At 68.9% G+C, this 19,596-nt stretch carries 16 protein-coding genes; 11 read left to right on the top strand and 5 right to left on the bottom strand.

Going from position 1 to position 19,596, the window contains the following annotated elements; all coding sequences use genetic code 11:
• Window positions 1-165: 165 nt before the first annotated feature.
• The 4 genes from cphA to AB3347_RS24510 all read right to left on the bottom strand — a co-directional run bounded on the left by cphA (window position 166) and on the right by AB3347_RS24510 (window position 5,175).
• Window positions 166-2,754 (bottom strand): cyanophycin synthetase, encoded by a 2,589-nt coding sequence (cphA, locus tag AB3347_RS24525; RefSeq protein WP_369094315.1) that lies wholly within the window; start codon window positions 2,752-2,754, stop codon window positions 166-168.
• Window positions 2,751-3,626: a cyanophycinase gene (locus AB3347_RS24520; protein ID WP_369094314.1), complete on the bottom strand. Its 876-nt coding sequence runs from the start codon at window positions 3,624-3,626 to the stop codon at window positions 2,751-2,753. The genes cphA and AB3347_RS24520 overlap by 4 nt, the downstream gene beginning before the upstream one ends.
• An 8-nt stretch (window positions 3,627-3,634) precedes the next feature.
• Window positions 3,635-4,546: an isoaspartyl peptidase/L-asparaginase gene (locus tag AB3347_RS24515; RefSeq protein ID WP_369094313.1), complete on the bottom strand. Its 912-nt coding sequence runs from the start codon at window positions 4,544-4,546 to the stop codon at window positions 3,635-3,637.
• A gap of 146 nt (window positions 4,547-4,692) precedes the next feature.
• Entirely contained in the window at window positions 4,693-5,175 is a 483-nt protein-coding gene (locus tag AB3347_RS24510) for a DUF2244 domain-containing protein (RefSeq protein WP_369094312.1), read from the bottom strand.
• A gap of 137 nt (window positions 5,176-5,312) precedes the next feature.
• Here AB3347_RS24510 and AB3347_RS24505 point away from each other — a divergent pair, with 137 nt between their 5' ends.
• The 8 genes from AB3347_RS24505 to AB3347_RS24470 all read left to right on the top strand — a co-directional run bounded on the left by AB3347_RS24505 (window position 5,313) and on the right by AB3347_RS24470 (window position 14,840).
• A complete protein-coding gene (locus AB3347_RS24505; protein WP_369094311.1) occupies window positions 5,313-6,578 on the top strand; it encodes an Hsp70 family protein in 1,266 nt (421 codons plus the stop codon).
• An 11-nt stretch (window positions 6,579-6,589) separates the two neighbouring features.
• Window positions 6,590-7,240, top strand: a complete 651-nt coding sequence (locus AB3347_RS24500) for a PolC-type DNA polymerase III (RefSeq protein ID WP_369094310.1) — start codon at window positions 6,590-6,592, stop codon at window positions 7,238-7,240.
• Between the two features lie 70 nt (window positions 7,241-7,310).
• Complete coding sequence (locus AB3347_RS24495; RefSeq protein ID WP_369094309.1) at window positions 7,311-7,664, top strand: hypothetical protein; 354 nt, start codon at window positions 7,311-7,313, stop codon at window positions 7,662-7,664.
• A gap of 81 nt (window positions 7,665-7,745) precedes the next feature.
• Window positions 7,746-9,182 carry a hypothetical protein gene (locus tag AB3347_RS24490; RefSeq protein WP_369094308.1) on the top strand — a complete coding sequence of 479 codons (1,437 nt, stop codon included), beginning with the start codon at window positions 7,746-7,748 and terminating at the stop codon, window positions 9,180-9,182.
• A 10-nt stretch (window positions 9,183-9,192) separates the two neighbouring features.
• Window positions 9,193-10,122: a metal ABC transporter substrate-binding protein gene (locus tag AB3347_RS24485; RefSeq protein WP_369094307.1), complete on the top strand. Its 930-nt coding sequence runs from the start codon at window positions 9,193-9,195 to the stop codon at window positions 10,120-10,122.
• 2 nt (window positions 10,123-10,124) lie between these two features.
• Entirely contained in the window at window positions 10,125-10,889 is a 765-nt protein-coding gene (locus AB3347_RS24480; protein ID WP_369094306.1) for a metal ABC transporter permease, read from the top strand.
• Between the two features lie 131 nt (window positions 10,890-11,020).
• Window positions 11,021-12,454: a tetratricopeptide repeat protein gene (locus AB3347_RS24475; RefSeq protein WP_369094305.1), complete on the top strand. Its 1,434-nt coding sequence runs from the start codon at window positions 11,021-11,023 to the stop codon at window positions 12,452-12,454.
• A gap of 211 nt (window positions 12,455-12,665) precedes the next feature.
• On the top strand, window positions 12,666-14,840 hold the full coding sequence (locus AB3347_RS24470; RefSeq protein ID WP_369094304.1) for a prolyl oligopeptidase family protein: 2,175 nt from the start codon (window positions 12,666-12,668) through the stop codon (window positions 14,838-14,840).
• 240 nt (window positions 14,841-15,080) lie between these two features.
• Here the strand turns inward: AB3347_RS24470 and AB3347_RS24465 are convergent, their stop codons facing one another.
• A complete protein-coding gene (locus tag AB3347_RS24465) occupies window positions 15,081-15,656 on the bottom strand; it encodes a helix-turn-helix domain-containing protein (protein WP_369094303.1) in 576 nt (191 codons plus the stop codon).
• Window positions 15,657-15,833: 177 nt separating this feature from the next.
• Here AB3347_RS24465 and kbl point away from each other — a divergent pair, with 177 nt between their 5' ends.
• The 3 genes from kbl to AB3347_RS24450 are packed head-to-tail and all read left to right on the top strand — an operon-like array spanning window position 15,834 to window position 19,496.
• Entirely contained in the window at window positions 15,834-17,042 is a 1,209-nt protein-coding gene (kbl, locus tag AB3347_RS24460; RefSeq protein WP_369094302.1) for a glycine C-acetyltransferase, read from the top strand.
• A 51-nt stretch (window positions 17,043-17,093) separates the two neighbouring features.
• Complete coding sequence (locus tag AB3347_RS24455) at window positions 17,094-18,050, top strand: NAD-dependent epimerase/dehydratase family protein (protein WP_369094301.1); 957 nt, start codon at window positions 17,094-17,096, stop codon at window positions 18,048-18,050.
• Window positions 18,051-18,107: 57 nt separating this feature from the next.
• Window positions 18,108-19,496: an L-serine ammonia-lyase gene (locus AB3347_RS24450; protein WP_369094300.1), complete on the top strand. Its 1,389-nt coding sequence runs from the start codon at window positions 18,108-18,110 to the stop codon at window positions 19,494-19,496.
• The last annotated feature ends 100 nt before the right edge of the window (window positions 19,497-19,596 follow it).

Raw genomic sequence — 19,596 nt, 5'->3', positions numbered from 1 at the left:
CGGGAAAGGCTGGTCAGCCTCCTGAAAGACGAACGGCCCGGCCGCAAATGCGACCGGGCCGTCAAGGCAGCGCCGAAGCGCTATGCCGTTCGAAAGGTCAAGAAGCTACCTTAACTGAACGGCATTACCCCGCGCAGGGGCGTTGTCGTATCCATGCCGGCGCCGTCAGATCGCCGCGGTTTCGATCCTGCGCGCCAGTTCCGGCTTGTCCGGACGCAGCGCATCGGTCAGTTCGGACAGGGCGGTGCCGCAGCCGAACACCAGCACGTCTCCCGGCCGGCACAGCGACAGCCCGTGGCGGATCGCAGCGTGCGAGGGCAGCACCACGCTCAGGGAATCGTCGGCCAGCTTGCCCAGCTTGGCGCCGCGCACCAGCAGCGAGGCGGTCTCGCCGCTGGCTCGGCCGCGGTTCTCGGTCTCGTACACCACCAGGTCGTCGAAGCCGGCGGCGCAGGTGCGGCCGATGTCGATCAGGTCGGCGTCGCGGCGGTCGCCCGGCGCCGCCACCACGCCCACCAGGCGGCCCGCGCTCAATGCGCGCGCGCTGTCGGCCAGCGCGGCGTAGGCGGCGCAGTTGTGGGCGTAGTCGACGATCACGGTCACGCCGTCCACGTCGAACAGGTTCGAGCGCATCGGGTTGTGCTTGGCGTCGGACACGAAGCTGCGCAGGCCGTCGGCGATCTCGGCGAGGCCGAAGCCGTGCGCGGTCAGGGCCGCGGCCGCGGCCAGCGCGTTGGCGATGTTGTAGCGCGCGGCGCCGCCCAGCGAGACCGGCATCTGGCGTGCATCCAGCAGTGCTTCGTGACGCGCGCCGGTGGCCAGCACCAGGGTCTGGTCCTGCAGGTAGACCGCGCGCCCGCCATTCTCGAGGTGGCGCAGCAGCACGGTGTTTTCCGGGTCGAGCGAGAAGTAGATCACTTCCACGCCCTCGCGCAGCCTGGCGGCCATTGCCACGCAATAGTCGTCCTCGGCGTTGAGCACCACCACGCGCGTGGCGCGCTGGGCCACCACTGCCTTGACCCTGGCCAGGTCGTCGAGGGTCTCGACGCCGTCCAGGCCCAGGTGGTCGCTGGAGACGTTCAGCACCACCGACACGTCGACGCGGTCGTAGGCCAGCCCGCGTTTCAGGATGCCGCCGCGCGCCGTTTCCAGCACCGCGAAGTCGACGCCCGGATCGGACAGGATGCTGCGCGCCGAGTGGTAACCGGTGCAGTCGCCCTTCCTGGTCAGGACACCGTCGACGTACACGCCCTCGGTGGTGGTGACGCCGGTGCGCAGGCCGGCCAGCCGGGTGGCGTGGGCGATCAGCAGCGAGGTGGTGGTCTTGCCGTTGGTGCCGGTGACGGCCACCGTCGGGATGCGGCCGTCGCACTCGCCGAACAGGGCGTCGACGATGGCGGCGCCGGCATCGACCGGGGCGCCGCGGCTCGGGTACTGGTGCATGCGGATGCCGGGCGCCGCGTTGACCTCGATGATGCCGCCGCGCTGTTCGCGCAGCGGCTTGGCGATGTCCTGGCACACGATGTCGATGCCAGCGATATCCAGGCCGATGGTGCGCGCGGCGCGGATGCAGATGTCGCGGGTTTCCTGCGGCAGCAGGTCGGTCACGTCCTCGGCGGTGCCGCCGGTGGACAGGTTGGCGTTGCCGCGCAGGTCGGCGCTCACGCCGCTGGCCAGCACGGTATCGAAGTCGTAGCCCTGCTTGGCCAGGGTTTCCTCGGCCAGCGCATCCAGCGGAATCCTGGTCAGGATATTCGTGTGGCCTTCGCCGCGCGCCGGGTTGCGGTTCTCGATCTCGACCAGCTCGCGGATGCGCGAGCGGCCGTCGCCGGTGACGCAGGGCGGGCGGCGCCAGGAGGCGGCGGCGACCTTGCGGCCGGTGACCAGCACGCGGTAGTCGCGGCCCTCCAGGTGCTCCTCGACGATGACCTTGCGGCCGTACGTGCGGGCATGGGCGAAGGCGCGCGCCACCTCTTCCGGAGTGGCGCAGTTGGTGGTCACGCCCTTGCCCTGGTTGCCGTCGAGCGGCTTGACGGTGGCCGGACCGGACAGGCGGCGCGCGGCGCGCAGGGCTTCTTCTTCGGTCGCGACCACGCTGCCGGCCGGGACCGGCACGCCGGCCACGTCCAGCAGCGCCTTGGTCAGCTGCTTGTCGCTGGCGATGCCGACCGCGATCGAATTGGTGGCGCCGGTGATGGTGGCCTGCAGGCGTTTCTGGCGGCTGCCCCAGCCGAGCTGGAACAGGTTGGCCTCATCGGTCAGGCGCAGTGCCGGAATGCCGCGCCGCAGGGCCGCCTGCACCACCGCGTTGGTGCTGGTGCCGATCGCGTAGTCCTCGGCGGTTTCGCGCAGGCCGGCCAGGGCCGCGGCCAGGTCGAACGGACGTTCTGCGGCGGCGGCATGGACCAGCTCGAGGGCGACCCGCAGGGCGCGGTCGGCCACCTGTTCGGTGCTGTAGCCGCACACCACGCGGCGGGTGCGGGCGCTGCCTGGCACCGCCAGGGTGGCGCCGAAGCCGCCGGGGGCGCCGGCCAGGCGCTGGAGTTCCATCACGACCGGCTCGACCGCCTCGACCAGCAGGGCGTCGTCGGCCAGGCGCACCGCGGCGTCCGGCGGCAGTTCCGGCAGCAGGGCGAACAGGCGCGCGGCGAAGCCGGGCGACTTGCTTGCGCCATCGTCGATGACGGCCATCAGGCAGGGGCTGCCGGCATACAGATTCGGGCCGCGCAACAGGCGTTTTTCCTTGATCTTCATGAAAGTGGGTTCCGTTTCGTTACGTTTTCCAAAAAATCCAGCAGGGGCAGCGGCAGGCTCTTGGACGGATCGCTGCCGGAGGCGGGCAGGCGGTAGCTGCTGCCGGCCGGGAGCAGGTGCAGGCGCACGTCGATCAGTTCCGGGGTGTCGCGGTCCTTGATGTCGGCCACGTTGGTGATCATGGTGCGGCCGTCGACGATGGTGACCGCGCCCTGGCCCAGCACCTCGATGCCGGAGCCGATGTCGACCACCAGCGCGGTGTCCTCGTCGATGCCGATGCCCTGCAGGTAGGGGTTCTGCGCCACCACGCTGAGCAGGCGCGACAGGCGCTGGCGCTCCGAGAAGTGCTGGTCGACCACCACGCGATGCAGGAAGCCGAGGCCGGCGCCCAGGCTCACCGAGCCTTTCTCGGGATGCAGTTCGACGCGGCCGGTGGCCAGCATGTGGCCCGACATCGCCGAGGCGCCGGCGCTGGTGCCGCCGATGGTCGCGCCACGCAGCTTGAGCGCCACGTGCATCGCGGCGTCGAGGGCGCTGCCGCCGATCAGGGCCAGCAGGCGCTTCTGGTCGCCGCCGGTCATGAAGATGCCGGTGGCCTGGTCGACCCGGCGCACGAAGTCCTCGCTGTTGGCGTCCTGGCGGCTGGTGACCTCGAGGTGGCTGCGCCGTTCCACGCCCAGGCTGCCGAAAGCCTCGTCGTACATGCTCCACATCTCGTCGGCGACGGTGCTGGCCGCGGTGATCACCACGATGTTCGCATCCTCGCCGCCGGACAGATCGACGAAGCGGGTCAGGATCTCCATCTCGCGCTTGCGGTCCTCGTGGCCGCCGATGATCACGAGGTGGCCGTTCTTGTGGGGCTGGTCGCTCATCGTTTCCTTCATCGTTGGGTCATTTTCGAATAGGGCATGCCCTGGTTGCCGTAGGCCGCGGCCTCGGTGCGGGTGACGCCGACCAGGCCGACGGCGACGTCCTGGTCGAACAGCGCGACGCCGCGCTTGAGCGCCTCGTCGAGCGCCATGCCGTGCTCGATCCAGCCGTACACGGTGCGCGCCAGCAGGTGGCGCACGATGTGCTCGCCGATGCCGGTGGCGGCGATCGCGCCCAGCGGGCCGGCATAGAAGCCGCTGCCGATGATCGGGCTGTCGCCCACCCGGCCCAGCAGCCTGGGCGCCGAGCCGCCGGTGGAGCAAGCCACCGCGAAGTGGCCGTCGGGGCCGCGCACCACCGCGCCGACGGTGTCGCAGGCGCTCGACTTGGGCAGCTGCAGCGGCGTCTTGTAGTTCCAGAAGCGCTCGAACAGGCGGTTGTCGATGCCCGGCATGACCGGCACCGAGCCGGCCAGTTCCTGCATCAGCTGGCGGTGCTCGCTACGCTGGCGCTCGGACACCGGCGCGCTGCCGGGCATGCCGATCGAATGCGCGAAGCGCTGCGCGCCTTCGCCGGCCAGCATCACGTGCGGAGTGTCGGCGACGGCGCGCGCCAGCTTGACCGGGTTGCGCACGTCGCGCACGCAGGCCACGGCGCCGAGGCGTCCGCGCGTGTCCATGATCGAGGCGTCCATTTCGATGGTGGCGCCGTCCAGGCCGAGCGAGGAGCCGCTGCCGGCATTGAAGCGGCCGTCGTCCTCGAGGGTGGCGACGGCCAGGATCGCGGCGTCGAGGGCGTCGCGGTTGGCTTCTAGCTGGGCCAGCGCGCGGCGCGCGGCCAGCACGCAGCCGTCTTCGTTCTCCTTCGGCGCGCCGATGCCGCCGTGCACGACGACGGCGCCGGCTTGTTGGGTGTTGCTCATGTGGTCGGTGATTCCTGGTGATGGTCGTTGCTTGTTGTGCGTTGCAATATGGCTGCGTTCGTTATCACGTAGTCAAGACCAGCATTATCCCGAAGCAAGGGCGTGCGCCACATCGGTACAGTTGCCGTGCTTGTGTAAGAGCTTGCTTACAGGAGAGGCTTGCCGGCGGGGTAGAGGAGGGAGGCGCCGCGCAGGGCGGCCCGCAGGGCGCGTACCAGCTCGAGGCGCGCCGCGGGCGTCAGGTAGCGTCCGATCTCGACCCGCACGCCGCGGGCCTCGATCAGCACCAGGGACCGCATGCCGCGGCCCGGCAGGCTGACCCGGGCATGGCCGGGATCGAGCCTGACCGCGGTGCGGCGCGCGCCGTCGGCGTGCTCGACCAGCAGGCAGCCTTCGGCCAGCCGGATCCGTTCGTGGTCGAGCGCGTGGCGGCTGTAGTGGAGCAGGGCGGCGCCGACCGCCGTGGTTTCGACGATGGCGAAGGCCAGCACCATCCAGGCGCCGCGCAGCGTGAACACCAGGGCGATGCCGAGCGTGGCCGTGCACAGCAGCGCATACACGAGCAGCGCCTGGCGCGGCGTCAGCGAGCAGTTGCGCTTCATGAGCCAGTCGAGCGGCGGGGTGTCCATGGTCGCCTTCGGGTTCGGACGCGGTGTCAATACCAATGTGTACGAGTTTGCCACACACCGGAAAAAGGCATCGCCCGCCCGTTTCTTGCAGTCCGTAATCTGTTACCATACCGCCCCCTTCCATTGATAAGCTCCCTATGGCAATCGCATGCGGCCTTGATTTCGGCACATCCAATTCCACCGTCGGCTGGCTGTCCGGCGCCGCCGCGCCGGCCGGCGGCAACGCCCTGCTCGCGCTGGAGGACGGCAAGGAAACCCTGCCGTCGGTCGTGTTCTTCAATGCCGACGACGAGCAGGTGAGCTATGGGCGCGCGGCGCTGGCCGACTACCTGGAAGGCTACGACGGCCGCCTGATGCGCTCCCTGAAAAGCCTGCTGGGCACCAGCCTGATCGACGGCCAGACCGAAGTGGCGGGGCGCGCGCTGCCCTTCAAGGCCCTGCTGGGCCAGTTCATCGGCGAGGTCAAGCGCCGCGCCGAACGCCAGGCCGGCCGCGAGTTCGGCAGCGCCGTGTTCGGGCGTCCGGTGTTCTTCATCGACGACGACCCCGAGGCCGACCGGCGCGCCCAGGACACCCTGGAAGAAGTGGCGAAATCGGTGGGCTTCCGCGAGATCTCCTTCCAGTACGAGCCGATCGCGGCCGCCTTCGACTACGAGTCGCGCATCGCGCGCGAGGAACTGGTACTGATCGCCGACATCGGCGGCGGTACCTCGGACTTCTCGCTGGTGCGCCTCGGGCCCGACCGCGCCGGCCGCAGCGAGCGGCGCGACGACATTCTCGCCAACGGCGGCGTGCACATCGGCGGCACCGACTTCGACAAGTACCTGAGCCTGGCGAGCGTGATGCCGCTGCTCGGCTACGGCAGCACGCTGCTGTCCGGGGCCGCGATCCCGTCGAGCTATTATTTCAACCTGGCCACCTGGCATACCATCAACCAGGCGTATACGCGCAAGAGCACCGCCCAGCTGGCCGACCTGGTGCGCGACGCGGCGGAGCCGGCCAAACTGGTGCGCCTGCAGAAGCTGATCGAGGAGCGCGCCGGCCACTGGCTGGCGATCCAGGTCGAGGCGGCCAAGATCGGCCTGTCCGCCAGCCCGGCGTATACGATGGAACTGGAGCGCCTGGCGCCGCCCGAATCCCTGGCGGTCACGCGCGAGGGCTTCGAGGCCGCGATCGGGCAACTGGTCGACAGCGTCGGCGCCACCGTGCTGCGCCTGTTCTCGGAGGCCGGGGTGGAACCGGACGACGTGGACACGGTCTTCTTTACTGGCGGCTCGAGCGGCGTGGCGCTGCTGCGCGAGCGCATCGCGGCGCTGGTGCCGCGCGCGCGCAAGGTCGAGGGCGACCTGTTCGGCAGCATCGGCGCCGGCCTGGCGCTCGACGCCCTGCGCAAGTTTGGATAAAAGGACAAGACATGAGTGTGTTTGAACGCCCGATCGTGATGCTCGACTTCGAGACCACCGGCCTGTCGCCCGAGGCCGGCGACCGCATCACCGAAGTGGCGGCGCTGCGCATCGTCGGCGGCGAGATCCGCGAGCGCTACGTCTCGCTGGTGAACTGCGGCGTGCGGGTGCCGTCCTTCATCACCCAGCTGACCGGGATCACCCAGGACATGGTCGACTCGGCGCCGCCGAGCCAGAAGGTGGTGGCCGAGCTGCTCGACTTCATCGGCGGCGACGTGCTGTCGGCGCACAACGCCAGCTTCGACGAAAAGTTCCTGAAGGCCGAGGGCTGGCGCATCGGCCGTCCGACCGGCCACTGCGGCCTGGTGTGCTCGCTGAAGCTGTCGCGCCGCCTGTTCCCGGGCCTGCCCAGCTACAAGCTCGGCAACCTGTCCAGCCGTCTCGGCATCGAATTCCGGGGCAGCGCCCACCGGGCCGAAGCCGACGCCGAAGTCGCCGCCCACGTGCTGCTGCACGCGGCGCGCCACCTGGGCAGCACCCACGGCCTGCCGCAGGTGGCGCCGGACCTGCTGGTCTCGGTCAACAAGCTGGCCGCGGCCAAGGTGCCGGTGTTCCTCGACAAATACGCCAGCCTCGAGCGCGAGCGCCGGGCTGCCGCCTGAGGCCTCGCCGCCCGTGCCGGCCGCAAAAAACCTGCCGCGGCTGTCATATTGCCATTAGAATGCGGGCATCATGATCCGCCGTGCCGCGTTCTGCATGCTGACCCGCGTGCTCCTGTCGCTCGTTCTGCTGCTGTCGCAGCAGATGGCGATGTCGCACGCGCTCAGCCACTGGACCAGCCAGCTGGGCGGTCCGGTCGCCCGGAAATTGGCCAATGACGCGGAACTGTCCAGCGCCTTCGCCCAGGATCGCAGCTGCGCCCAGTGCCTCGGCCTTGCCCAGCTGGCCGCACCCCTAGCCAACAGCGCGCGCCAGTTCGTGCCGCCCCACATGGCGGACGTGCTGGCCCTGGAAGCGGGCGCCCGCACGCTGCACCTGCCGCAGGCGCGCCCCTTCGACTCGCGCGCTCCCCCCGTCCTCGGATAGACACCGGCCCGATCGAGACCGCCGCGCAGCGTCGCCTGCCGGCGCGGCTCGCCCATCCCTATCCGAACAGGACGACTCCGCATGTTCAAGCAAACCGTATTGACGGCGGCGCTGGCTGCCGCCTTTGCCGCATCCCATTGCGCCCACGCTGCCGACCCGGCCGGCAATGACAAGGAACTGGCCGCCATCCGCGCCCAGATCCAGGAAATGAAAACCAGTTACGAAGCGCGCCTGCAGGCCCTCGAGCAGCGCCTGCAGGAAGCGCAGGCCGCCGTGGCGCAGGCGCAGAACGCCGCCGCGGCGGCGCAGACCGCCCAGGCGGCGCCGGCAGCGGCGGCCGCGCCCGCGGCTGCGGTCGCGCTGGCCCCGGCCGCGGCGGCGCAGAGCGCATCGGCAAGCGGCGCCAACGCCTTCAACCCGGCGATCTCGCTGGTCCTCGGCGGCACCCTGGCGAACCTGTCGCAGGACCCGGGCGCCTACCGCTTCCAGGGCTTCGTGCCGCCCGAGGGCGAGATCGGCCCGGGTGCGCGCAGCTTCAACCTGGGCGAATCCGAAATGACGATCTCGGCCAACATCGACCCGCGCTTCGCCGGGCAGGCCACCTTTGCCATCACCGGCGAGAACGAGATCGAGGTCGAGGAAGCCTATGTCCGCACCCGCGCCCTCGGCAATGGCCTGAACATCAAGGCCGGCCGCTTCATGTCGGGCATCGGCTACCTGAACAGCCAGCACGCCCATACCTGGGACTTCGTCGACGCGCCGTTCGCCTACCAGGCCTTCTTCGGCGGCCAGTACAAGCCGGACGGCGTGCAGGCGCGCTGGCTGGCGCCGCTGGATACCTTTCTCGAATTCGGTGCGGAACTGGCGAGCGGGCGCAACTTCCCGGGCAACGACCGCAACAAGAACGGGGTCGGCGCCTCCACCGTGTTCGCGCACGCGGGCGGCGACGTCGGCGCGTCCTCGAGCTGGCGCGCGGGCCTGTCCTGGCTGCGCACCCGCGCAAGCGAGCGCGGCTTCGAAGACGGGGGCATGCCGGCCGCTTTCAGCGGCCGCTCCCAGGTGGTGGTGGTGGACGGCGTGTGGAAATGGGCGCCGGACGGCAACGCGACCCAACGCAATTTCAAGCTGCAGGGCGAATGGATGCAGCGCCGTGAAGTTGGTAGCCTGGCCGCCATGGACGCGGAGGGCGGCTACCGCAGCCGCCAGTCCGGCTGGTACCTGCAGGGCGTCTACCAGTTCGCGCCCAACTGGCGCACCGGCCTGCGCTACGACCGCCTGTCCGCCGGCGGCACCCGCATCGACCTGGTCGACGCAGGCGTGCTGGACGCCGCGGCCTTCCCGTCGCTGGCCGCCTACGACCCGCGCCGCACCAGCCTGACGGTCGACTACAGCCCCTCGGAATTCTCGCGCCTGCGCCTGCAGGTCGCACGCGACAAGGCGCGCCCCGAGGCCAGCGACAACCAGCTCTACCTGCAGTACATCATGAGCATCGGCGCCCACGCCGCACACAACTTCTGAGGAGCCAGCCATGACCCGAATCCAACGCCGCTTCATCGCCGCCATCCTCGCCGCCGCCGGCCTCGCCGGCGCCGCCGGCGCCCAGGCCGCCGTCAACGTGCTGACCTGCGAGCCCGAATGGCAGGCCCTGGTCCAGGAACTGGGCGGCGACAAGGTGAGCGCTTCCAGCGCCACCACCGCGCTGCAGGATCCGCACCGCGTCGAGGCCCGTCCCGGCCTGATTGCGCGCACCCGCAAGGCCGACCTGCTGGTGTGTACCGGCCTGGACCTGGAAGCCGGCTGGCTGCCGCTGCTGGTCCAGCAGTCGGGCAACGACAAGATCGAACGCGGCCGCCCGGGCTATTTCGAGGCCGGCAGCTTCGTGCCGCGCCTGGACGTCCCGGCCCGGCTCGACCGCGCCGAAGGCGACGTGCACGCCTACGGGAATCCGCACGTGCACCTGAACCCCCACAACATCGCGCTGGTGAGCAGCGCGCTGGCCAAGCGCCTGGGCGAGATCGACCCGGCCAACGCGGCCTTCTACCAGGCGCGCGAGGCCGATTTCTCGGCGCGCTGGAACGCCGCGATGCGCAAGTGGGAACAAGCTGCTGCGCCGCTGCGCGGCGCCACCGTGGTCGAGCACCACAAGAACATGGCCTACCTGCTCAACTGGCTGGGCATGAGCTCGGTGGGCACGCTGGAAGCCAAGCCGGGCGTCGAACCGAGCGCCGCCCACCTCGGCGGCCTGCTGCAGCAACTGCAGGGCAAGCCGGCCAGGATGGTGCTGCGCGCCGCCTACCAGGACCCGCGGGCGTCGAGCTGGCTGTCCGAGCGCGCCCGCATCCCGGCGGTGGTGGTGCCGTACACGGTCGGCGCCGACGCCCAGTCGGGCAACCTGTTCGCGCTGTTCGACACCACGGTCGCGCGCCTGAACGCGGCCAATAGCGGAGCGGCGAAATAAACATGGAAGGATTCGACTTCATGATCGTGCTGCCGGCCTTCCTGGCCGGCCTGCTGGTGCTCGCCACCCACATCCCGCTCGGCGCCCAGGTGCTGCGGCGCGGCATCGTGTTCATCGACCTGGCGATCGCGCAGATTGCCGCGCTGGGCGTGATCGTCGCCGGCGCGGCCGGACTGGATCCGGCCGGCTGGACGGTGCAGCTGGCGGCCGGCGCCGCCGCCGTGCTCGGCGCCTTGCTGCTGACCTGGACCGAGAAGCGCTGGCCCGACGTGCAGGAGGCCCAGATCGGCGTGCTGTTCGTGCTGGCCGCCACCGCCGGGCTGCTGCTGGTGGCGCACAATCCGCATGGCGGCGAGCACATGCAGGACCTGCTGGCCGGGCAGATCCTATGGGTGAGCTATGGCCAGCTGGCGATGCCGGCCCTGGGCGCGGTACTGATCCTGGTGCTGCTCGCGTCCCTCGGCGAACGGCTGGGACGGCTCGGCTTCTACCTGCTGTTCGCGCTGGCCGTGACGGCGTCGGTGCAACTGGTCGGCGTCTACCTCGTGTTCGCCAGCCTGATCGTGCCGAGCCTGGCGGTGCGCCACTACGCGCAGCGCCGCAAGCTGCCCTTCGCCTACCTGGTCGGTATCGGCGGCTATGGCGCCGGCCTGGTGCTGTCGGTGCTGCTCGATCTGCCCTCGGGGGCGCTGATCGTCTGGTGCCTGGCCGTGCTCGCCATCCTGGCGTATGCGGCCGGCCCGCGCGCCAATACCACGTCTTTGTAGGTGCATGGCGTCCTCACGATTGTGCGGACGCAAACCACGCGCGGGTCGCTATCCTTAAAATTTTAACAACGGCGGGCGATCCTGCGTCCCGCCTTGTCGAACGGTGGCAAACGGCCGCAAGGGGGGTAGGAATGAATCGCCAGAACGCCGCCCGCGAGGGAGTCGAAGTCTTCCAGTGGTTCCTGCCCGCCGCCGAGCGCGGCGATCCCTACGCACAGTTCAACCTCGGCCTGCTCTACAAGCAGGGCGAGGCCGTCGAGCGCGACGACGTGCGCGCCTTCGAATGGATGCAGCGCGCGGCCCGCAAGGGCCTGGCCGCCGCCCAGAACCACCTCGGCGCCATGTACTGCAACGGCCGCGGCGCGCCGCGCAGCGACGAACTGGCCGCGCGCTGGTTCGGCCGCGCCGCCGCGCAGGGCGATCCCGCCGCCCAGCAGAACCTGGGCCAGCTCTACCGCAAGGGGCGCGGCGTGCCGCAATCCGACGAAGCCGCCTTCGGCTGGTTCTACCGCGCCGCCGAGCAGGGCCTGGCCAGCGCCCAGAACCTGCTCGGCGAATGCTATCTGCAGGGCATCGGCGCCCCGGTCAGCCACCCGCTCGCCATGGCCTGGTTCCGCAAGGCGGCGCGCCAGGGCCATGGCCCGGCCCAGCTCAACCTGGCCCTGATGTACCGCCGCGGCGACGGCGTCGAGCCCGACGATGGCCAGGCCGTCTGCTGGTTCCGCGAGGCCGCGGCGCAGGGCATCGCGGCCGCACAGCGCTCCCTCGGCCTGGCCTATGCCAACGGCGGCCTGGGCGTGCCGGCCGATCCGGCGCGCGCCATCGCCTGGCTCCAGCGCGCCGCCACCCAGGACGACACCGAAGCCCAGTATGCGCTCGGCACGCTGCTGGCGGCCGGCCACGGTTGCGGCGACGACGAGCAGGCGCTTGCCTGGTTCCTGCGCGCGGCGGCGCGCGGGCACGCCCAGGCCCAGTACTGTGCCGGCGTGATGTACAGCACCGGGCGCGGCACCCGGCCCGACCCGGCGCGTGCGCTCGATTGCTACCTGCGCGCCGCCGAGCAGGGCGCGGCCAACGCCCAGTTCAGCCTGGGCGTCATGTACGCCAGGGGCGAGGGCGTGCCGCGCGACGAGGCGCGCGCCGCCGAATGGTACCGGCGCGCGGCCCAGCAGGGCGATGCCAGCGCCCAGAACAACCTCGGCGTCCTGTACGCCAACGGCCAGGGCGTGCCGCACGACGACACGCTCGCCACCTACTGGTACCGCCAGGCCGCCGAACAGGGCAATGCGCTGGCCCAGTACAACCTGGGCGGCATGGTCAACAGCGGGCGCGGCGCCGAGCGCGACCCGCTGCGTGCTTACATGTGGATGGTCTTGGCCGCCAGTGGCGGCCAAGACGGCCGCCCTGGCACGGAAGAAGAGCGCCGCGCGCGCGGTGGCGTCGCCACGCGCCTGAGGGCAAAGGGCGGTCCCTGGGCGCGTGCACTGGCCACCCGGGTGCGCGCCGCCCGCCGCCAGCAGCAGGGACAGCGCGTCCGGCAGCAGGGCGAGCATTCCGGCCGCTAGCGCCCGCGAGCGCCGCCGCGGCTGTCCATGCTTGCCCCACACCCACGGGGCGCACGCACTTCTACCCAAATTCATGCAGGGCGCGTGGCGATCCCGGCTGAGTCCTATGGGAGGACCTCGGTGCATAGGCGAGCCCGGCAATTCGCGCTATGATGGCCGGCGGCGCAAGCCGAATCCATGACGAATCCCTGCATACTAGAACGAGAACGACATGACCCTGAGACACGCAACGCTCGTCGCCCTGCTGGCCGCGGCCTTCGGCGCCAACACGGCGCTGGCACAAAGCTGCTCCACAAGCGGCCCTTCCTTGACCTATCCGGTCACGAAGAAGGTCGACCAGCTGGACAACTACCACGGCACCACGGTGGCCGATCCCTACCGCTGGCTCGAGGATGCGAACAGCGCCGAGACCAAGGAATGGGTGACCGCCCAGAACAAGCTGACCCAGGCCTACCTGGCGCAGATTCCGCAACGTGCGGCGATCCGCGAGCGCCTGACCAAGCTGTGGAACTACGAGCGCTACAGCGTGCCCGGCAAGGAGGGCGGCCGCTACTTCTATTCCCGTAACGACGGCCTGCAGAACCAGTCGGTGCTGTACACCCAGAAGAGCTTGCTCGATACCCCGCGCATGCTGCTCGACCCGAATACCATGTCCAGCGACGGCACCGTGGCCCTGGCCGGCCTGGCGGTCAGCCCGGACGGCAAGCTGCTGGCCTACAGCACCGCCGCTTCCGGTTCGGACTGGAACGAGATCCGGGTGCGCGACATCGACACCGGCAAGGACCTCGAAGACCACGTCAAGTGGGTCAAGTTCTCCAGCACCGCCTGGACCAAGGACGGCAAGGGCTTCTTCTACAGCCGCTACGACGAGCCGAAGGAAGCCACCAAGCTGGCCGACGTGAACTACTTCCAGAAGCTGTACTACCACCGCCTGGGCACCCCGCAGAGCGCCGACACCCTGGTGTACGACCGCCCGGACCAGAAGGAATGGGGCTTCGGTGGCCACACCACCGACGACGGCCGCTACCTGGTCATCACCACCACCAAGGGCACCGCGCCGAAATACCGCATCTCGTACAAGGACCTGACGAAGCCCGATGCCAAGGTGGTCGACCTGATCGACAACTTCGACGCCGGCTACGAGTTCATCGACAACGTCGGCAGCGTGTTCTACTTCAGCACCGACCGCAAGGCGCCGAAGAAGCGCATCGTCGCGATCGACGTGAACAACCCGGCAGAGGCCAACTGGAAGGAAATCGTCGCCGAAAGCGCCGACACCCTGGCCGGCGCCGACATCGTCAACAACCAGCTGGTGCTCGAGTACCTGAAGGATGCGCGCAGCGTCGTGCGCGTGCACGACCTCAAGGGCAAGCTGGTGCGCGAAGTGAAGCTGCCGGGCATCGGCACCGTGGCCGGACTGTCGGGCAAGCGGGGCGAGAGCGAAACCTTCTATTCGTTCACCGGCTTCACCACTCCGACCACGATCTACCGCCTGAACCTGAAGACCGGCCAGAGCACCGTGTTCCGCCAGCCGAAGGTCGACTTCAACCCGGCCGACTATGAAACGCGCCAGCAGTTCTACACCAGCCGCGACGGCACCAAGGTGCCGATGTTCATCGTCTCGAAGAAGGGCCTGAAGCTGGACGGCTCGAACCCGACCTACCTGTACGGCTATGGCGGCTTCAACATTTCGATGACCCCGGGCTTCTCGCCGGCCAACCTGGCCTGGATGGAGATGGGCGGCGTCTACGTGGTGGCCAACCTGCGCGGCGGCGGCGAATACGGCGAAGCCTGGCACCAGGCCGGCACCAAGCTGCAGAAGCAGAACGTGTTCGACGACTTCATCGGCGCGGCCGAGTGGCTGGTCGCGAACAAGGTCACTTCGCCGTCGAAACTGGCGATCGGCGGCGGCTCCAACGGCGGCCTGCTGGTGGGCGCCGCGATGACCCAGCGCCCGGACCTGTTCGGTGCGGCGATTCCGGCCGTGGGCGTGATGGACATGCTGCGCTTCCACAAGTTCACCATCGGCTGGGCCTGGACTTCGGACTATGGCTCCTCGGAGAACCCGGACGAGTTCAAGGCCCTGGTCAAGTACTCGCCGCTGCATAACCTGAAAGCCGGCAGCTGCTATCCGGCCACCATGGTGACCACGGCCGACCACGACGACCGCGTGGTGCCGGCGCACAGCTTCAAGTTCGCCGCCGCGGCCCAGGCCGCCCAGGCGGGCCCGGCGCCGGTACTGATCCGCATCGACACCAAGGCCGGCCACGGCGCGGGCAAGCCGACCACCAAGCAGATCGAGGAAGTCGCGGACCGCTGGGGCTTCCTGGCGCGCGAGCTGAAGATGGGCGAGACGGGTACGCCGGCGGTGGGCGGCAGCAAGTAAGCCGACGCCAAGCTGGCGTAAAAGCAAGGGCCGCCCGGGTAATCGGGCGGCCCTTGTCGTTTTCATGCGTCGGCACCGGGCCGGCGAATCGGTTCCCGCCTGCGCGGAAACGACGGTTGATTGGCCAAGCTAGCGAAGAGCTGGCTGTGGTAACGGCCACCTGCCCGGGCACGTCGTGGCGGCGAAGGCCGGAAGCCCATTCCCATGGCCAGGCATAAGCGGTCTGCGCCGCCGCGCCCTTCAGCGCTGCACCACCACCAGCAAGGCCTTCGCCTCGGTCTTCCCCGCATTGCGGATCACATGGTCGTGGTCGGCCGGATAGCGCGCCGTCCCGCCATGCTTGATCTTCTTCTTTTCCGCCCCGACTTCCAGTTCGACGGCCCCGGTAATCACGGTCAGGTGCTCGCTGGTGCCCGGATCGTGGGCCTGGGACTTCAGTTCGCCGCCGGGCGCCAGGGTCAGTTCATACCACTCGTACTTGCCGGCCAGGTCCATCGGCCCCAGGATGCGCAGCGAATAGCCGGCGTGGGCGCCGGGCAGGGTGGGCGTCTCGTGGGCGTCGACCACGCGGATCAGGTCCACCGCGCGCACCTCGGACGAGAGCAGTTCGCCGATCTCGACCCCGAGCGCGTTGGCCAGGCGCCAGGTGATGGCGATGGTCGGGTTGGCCTTTTCGCGCTCGATCTGCGACAGCATCGACTTGGACACCCCGGCGATACGTGACAGATCTTCAAGGGTCAGGCCGCGTGCCAGGCGCAGGCGCTGTAGCGTGGCGCCAACTTCCGGCGGGGCGTTATTTGTGAGAGTCTTCGTCATTGCCTTTACTGTGCGCGTGGCTTGCCAAGTTCATTTGCGAGGGGTAATATTCAATATATTGAATTTTCGTTCGACATAGAGAACAAGGTTTTATACGTCGAACGGATCCAACGATACGACATTCGCCGTGCGCCGGTCAAGCCGGGGCCAACCAGACTACCAGGGAGCGGGAACACCATGAGCGATCAAGCATTCTATAGCGGCCTTCAATCGAAACTCGAGACGCTGCGCAACGACGGCCTGTTCAAGCCCGAGCGCGTCATCGCCTCGCGCCAGGGCGCCGAAGTGGTGTCGCAGGACGGCCGCACGCTGATCAACATGTGCGCCAACAACTACCTGGGCCTGTCGGGCGACGAGCAGACCTCGCAGGCCGCGGCGACCGCCCTGGAAAAATACGGCTACGGCCTGTCCTCGGTGCGCTTCATCTGCGGCACCCAGACCGTGCACAAGGAACTGGAAGCCAAGCTGTCCGCGTTCCTCGGCACCGAAGACACCATCCTGTACGCGGCCGCATTCGACGCCAACGGCGGCGTGTTCGAGCCGCTGTTCGACGAGAACGACGCCATCATCTCGGACGCCCTGAACCACGCCTCGATCATCGATGGCGTGCGCCTGTGCAAGGCTGCGCGCTACCGCTACGCCAACAACGACATGGCCGACCTGGAAAAACAGCTGCAGGCGGCGACCGAGGCCGGCAAGCGCCACAAGATCATCGTCACCGACGGCGTGTTCTCGATGGACGGCACCATCGCCCAGCTGGACAAGATCGTCGAACTGGCCGAGAAATACGGCGCCCTGACCATGATCGATGAATCGCACGCCTCCGGCTTCATGGGCAAGACCGGTCGCGGCACCCACGAGCACTGCGGCGTGATCGGCAAGATCGACATCATCACCGGCACCCTGGGCAAGGCCCTGGGCGGCGCGATGGGCGGCTTCACCTCGGGCCGCAAGGAAGTCATCGAGACCCTGCGCCAGAAGTCGCGTCCCTACCTGTTCTCGAACACCCTGGCGCCGATGATCGCCGGCGCCAGTCTGGCGGTGCTGGACCGCATCTCGACCTCGACCGAGCTGCGCGACCGCCTCCATGAGAACACCGCATACTTCCGCAAGGAGATCGAGCGCATCGGCTTCACCATCAAGCCGGGCACGCACCCGGTGGTGCCGGTGATGCTGTTCGACGCGCCGATCGCGCAGAAATTCGCCGCCCGCATGTTCGAGCTGGGCGTGCTGCTGTCGGGCTTCTTCTACCCGGTGGTGCCGATGGGCCAGGCGCGCGTGCGCGTGCAGCTGTCGGCCGCGCATACCCGCGAGCAGCTCGACAAGGTGCTGGCCGCCTTCGAGCAGGCCGGCCGCGAGCTGGGCATCCTGAAGGGCGCGCAGTAAGCCGCGCGCCGTAATCGCCCATAACAACATCAAGAACGGAACGGAACACACATGGAACGCATCCTCATCATCGGCGCCAACGGCCAGATCGGCAGCGAACTGGTCACCGCCCTGGCGCAGCAGCACGGCGCCGACAAGGTGATCGCCTCGGACATCGGCGCCAACAACGTGTACGGCGCGGCGCGCTACACCCAGCTCGACGTGCTGGACAAGGACCGCCTGGCAGGGCTGATCGAGGCCGAAGGCATCACCCAGGTCTACCAGCTGGCGGCGCTGCTGTCGGCTACCGGCGAAAAGGCCCCGCTCAAGGCCTGGACCCTGAACATGGACGGCCTGCTGAACATCCTCGAAGTGGCGCGCGAACGCGGTGAGGCGGGCAAGCCGCTGAAGGTCTTCTGGCCCTCGTCGATCGCCGCCTTCGGCCCGAACACGCCGGCCGAGGCTACCCCGCAGTACGCGGTGATGGACCCGACCTCGATCTACGGCATCAGCAAGCTGGCCGGCGAGCGCCTGTGCGAGTACTACCACAGCAAGTACGGCGTGGACGTGCGCTCGATCCGCTACCCGGGCATCATCAGCTTCAAGTCGCCTCCGGGCGGCGGCACCACCGACTACGCGATCGCGATCTTCCACAGCGCCCTCAAGGGCGAGACCTACGAGTGCTTCCTGGGCCCGGAAACCACGCTGCCGATGATCTACATGCCGGACGCGATCCGCGCCACCATCGAGCTGATGGAGGCCCCGGCCGACAAGGTGGCGATCCGCTCCTCGTACAACGTGGCCGGCGTGTCCTTCAACCCGCGCGAACTGGCGGCCGCCATCCAGAAAGCGGTGCCCGGCTTCGAGATCGCCTACAAGCCGGACAGCCGCCAGCAGATCGCCGATTCCTGGCCGAAGAGCCTCGACGACAGCCGCGCCGGCGCGGACTGGGGCTGGAAGGCGCGCATCGGCGTGGACGAGATGGTCGCCGACATGCTGAAGAACGTCGACGTGGGCGTCACGGCTTAAGGCCGGCCTCACGTTCATGCACCACAATAATAAAAATCTGAAGAGTCGAGACAAACGATGGACATGAGTGTGTTTGATCTGTTCAAGATCGGTATCGGGCCGTCGAGCTCCCACACCGTGGGGCCGATGGTGGCGGCGCGGCGCTTCCTGGTGGAGTGCGGTGCGCTGGACAATGCGGTGGGTGTCGAAGTGCACCTGTACGGTTCGCTGGCGCTGACCGGCGTCGGCCACGCGACCGACAAGGCCGTGATCCTCGGCCTGATGGGCGAAACCCCGCAGGGCGTGGACCCCGATAGCGTCGAGGACCGGCTGGCCGAAGCCGAGATGGACGGCAAGCTGAAGCTGCTGGGCGAGAAGGAAGTGCCGTTCCAGTACCGCAGCGGCCTGGTATGGCACAAGCAGTCGACCCTGCCGGAACACCCGAACGGCATGCGCTTCGTGCTGCAGCTGGCGGATGGCAGCATCATCGAGCGCATCTACTACTCGGTGGGCGGCGGCTTCATCACCGCGGCGGGCGAAAGCCAGGGCCGGGCCGGCGATCCGCCCTCGGTGCAGGTGCCGTTCCCCTTCAGCACGATGAGCGAACTGCTGGCGCAGGGCCGCGAGCACGGCCTGTCGATCCCGCACATGCTGCGCGCGAACGAACTGTCGCGCATGCGCGAGCCCGAACTGGATGCGGGCCTGGACCGCATCTGGGAGACCATGCGCGACTGTATCGCCCACGGCCTGGTCACCGAAGGCCAGCTGCCGGGCGGCCTGAACGTCAAGCGGCGCGCCGCCAAACTCTGGAAGCAGGCCCACTGCACCGAGGGCAAGCGGGTCAATGAACTGCCGCATGATGCGACGCACCATGTGACCCTGTACGCGATGGCGGTCAACGAAGAGAACGCGGCCGGCGGCCGGGTGGTGACGGCGCCGACCAACGGCGCGGCCGGCATCATCCCGGCGGTGCTGCGCTACTACGCGGAAGACTGCCGTCCGACCGACGCGGCCAGGGGCATCCGCGACTTCCTGCTCACCTCGGCCGCGATCGGCATGCTGTGCAAGAAGAACGCCTCGATCTCGGGCGCCGAAGTCGGCTGCCAGGGCGAGGTCGGGGTGGCCTGCGCGATGGCCGCGGCCGGCCTGGTGGCGGCGCTCGGCGGCTCCAACGAGCGCATCGAGAACGCGGCCGAGATCGGCATCGAACACCACCTCGGCATGACCTGCGACCCGATCGGCGGGCTGGTGCAGATTCCCTGCATCGAGCGCAACGGGATGGGCGCGATCAAGGCGATCACCGCGGCCTCGCTCGCATTGAAGGGCGACGGCACCCACTTCGTCAGCCTCGACAACGTGATCGAGACCATGCGCCAGACCGGCGCCGACATGCAGGTGAAGTACAAGGAAACCTCGCTGGGCGGCCTGGCGGTGCACGTGGTCACCGTCAACCACGCGGCCTGCTGACGCTGAAGTCGACCCGGGTCCCGGCCTGCGCCGGGATCCGCTGGCGCAGGCTTGGCGGCCAGCTTTTTTGCAGCACAGCATAAGATTCCGTTCGGGCGCT

Origin of the sequence: Massilia sp. X63 (assembly GCF_041023745.1) — a bacterium.
In the GTDB taxonomy this organism is placed as follows: Bacteria; Pseudomonadota; Gammaproteobacteria; order Burkholderiales; family Burkholderiaceae_D; genus Telluria.
Note: the sequence above shows the minus strand (reverse complement) of the source record. Positions and strands in the feature narration are given on the sequence as shown.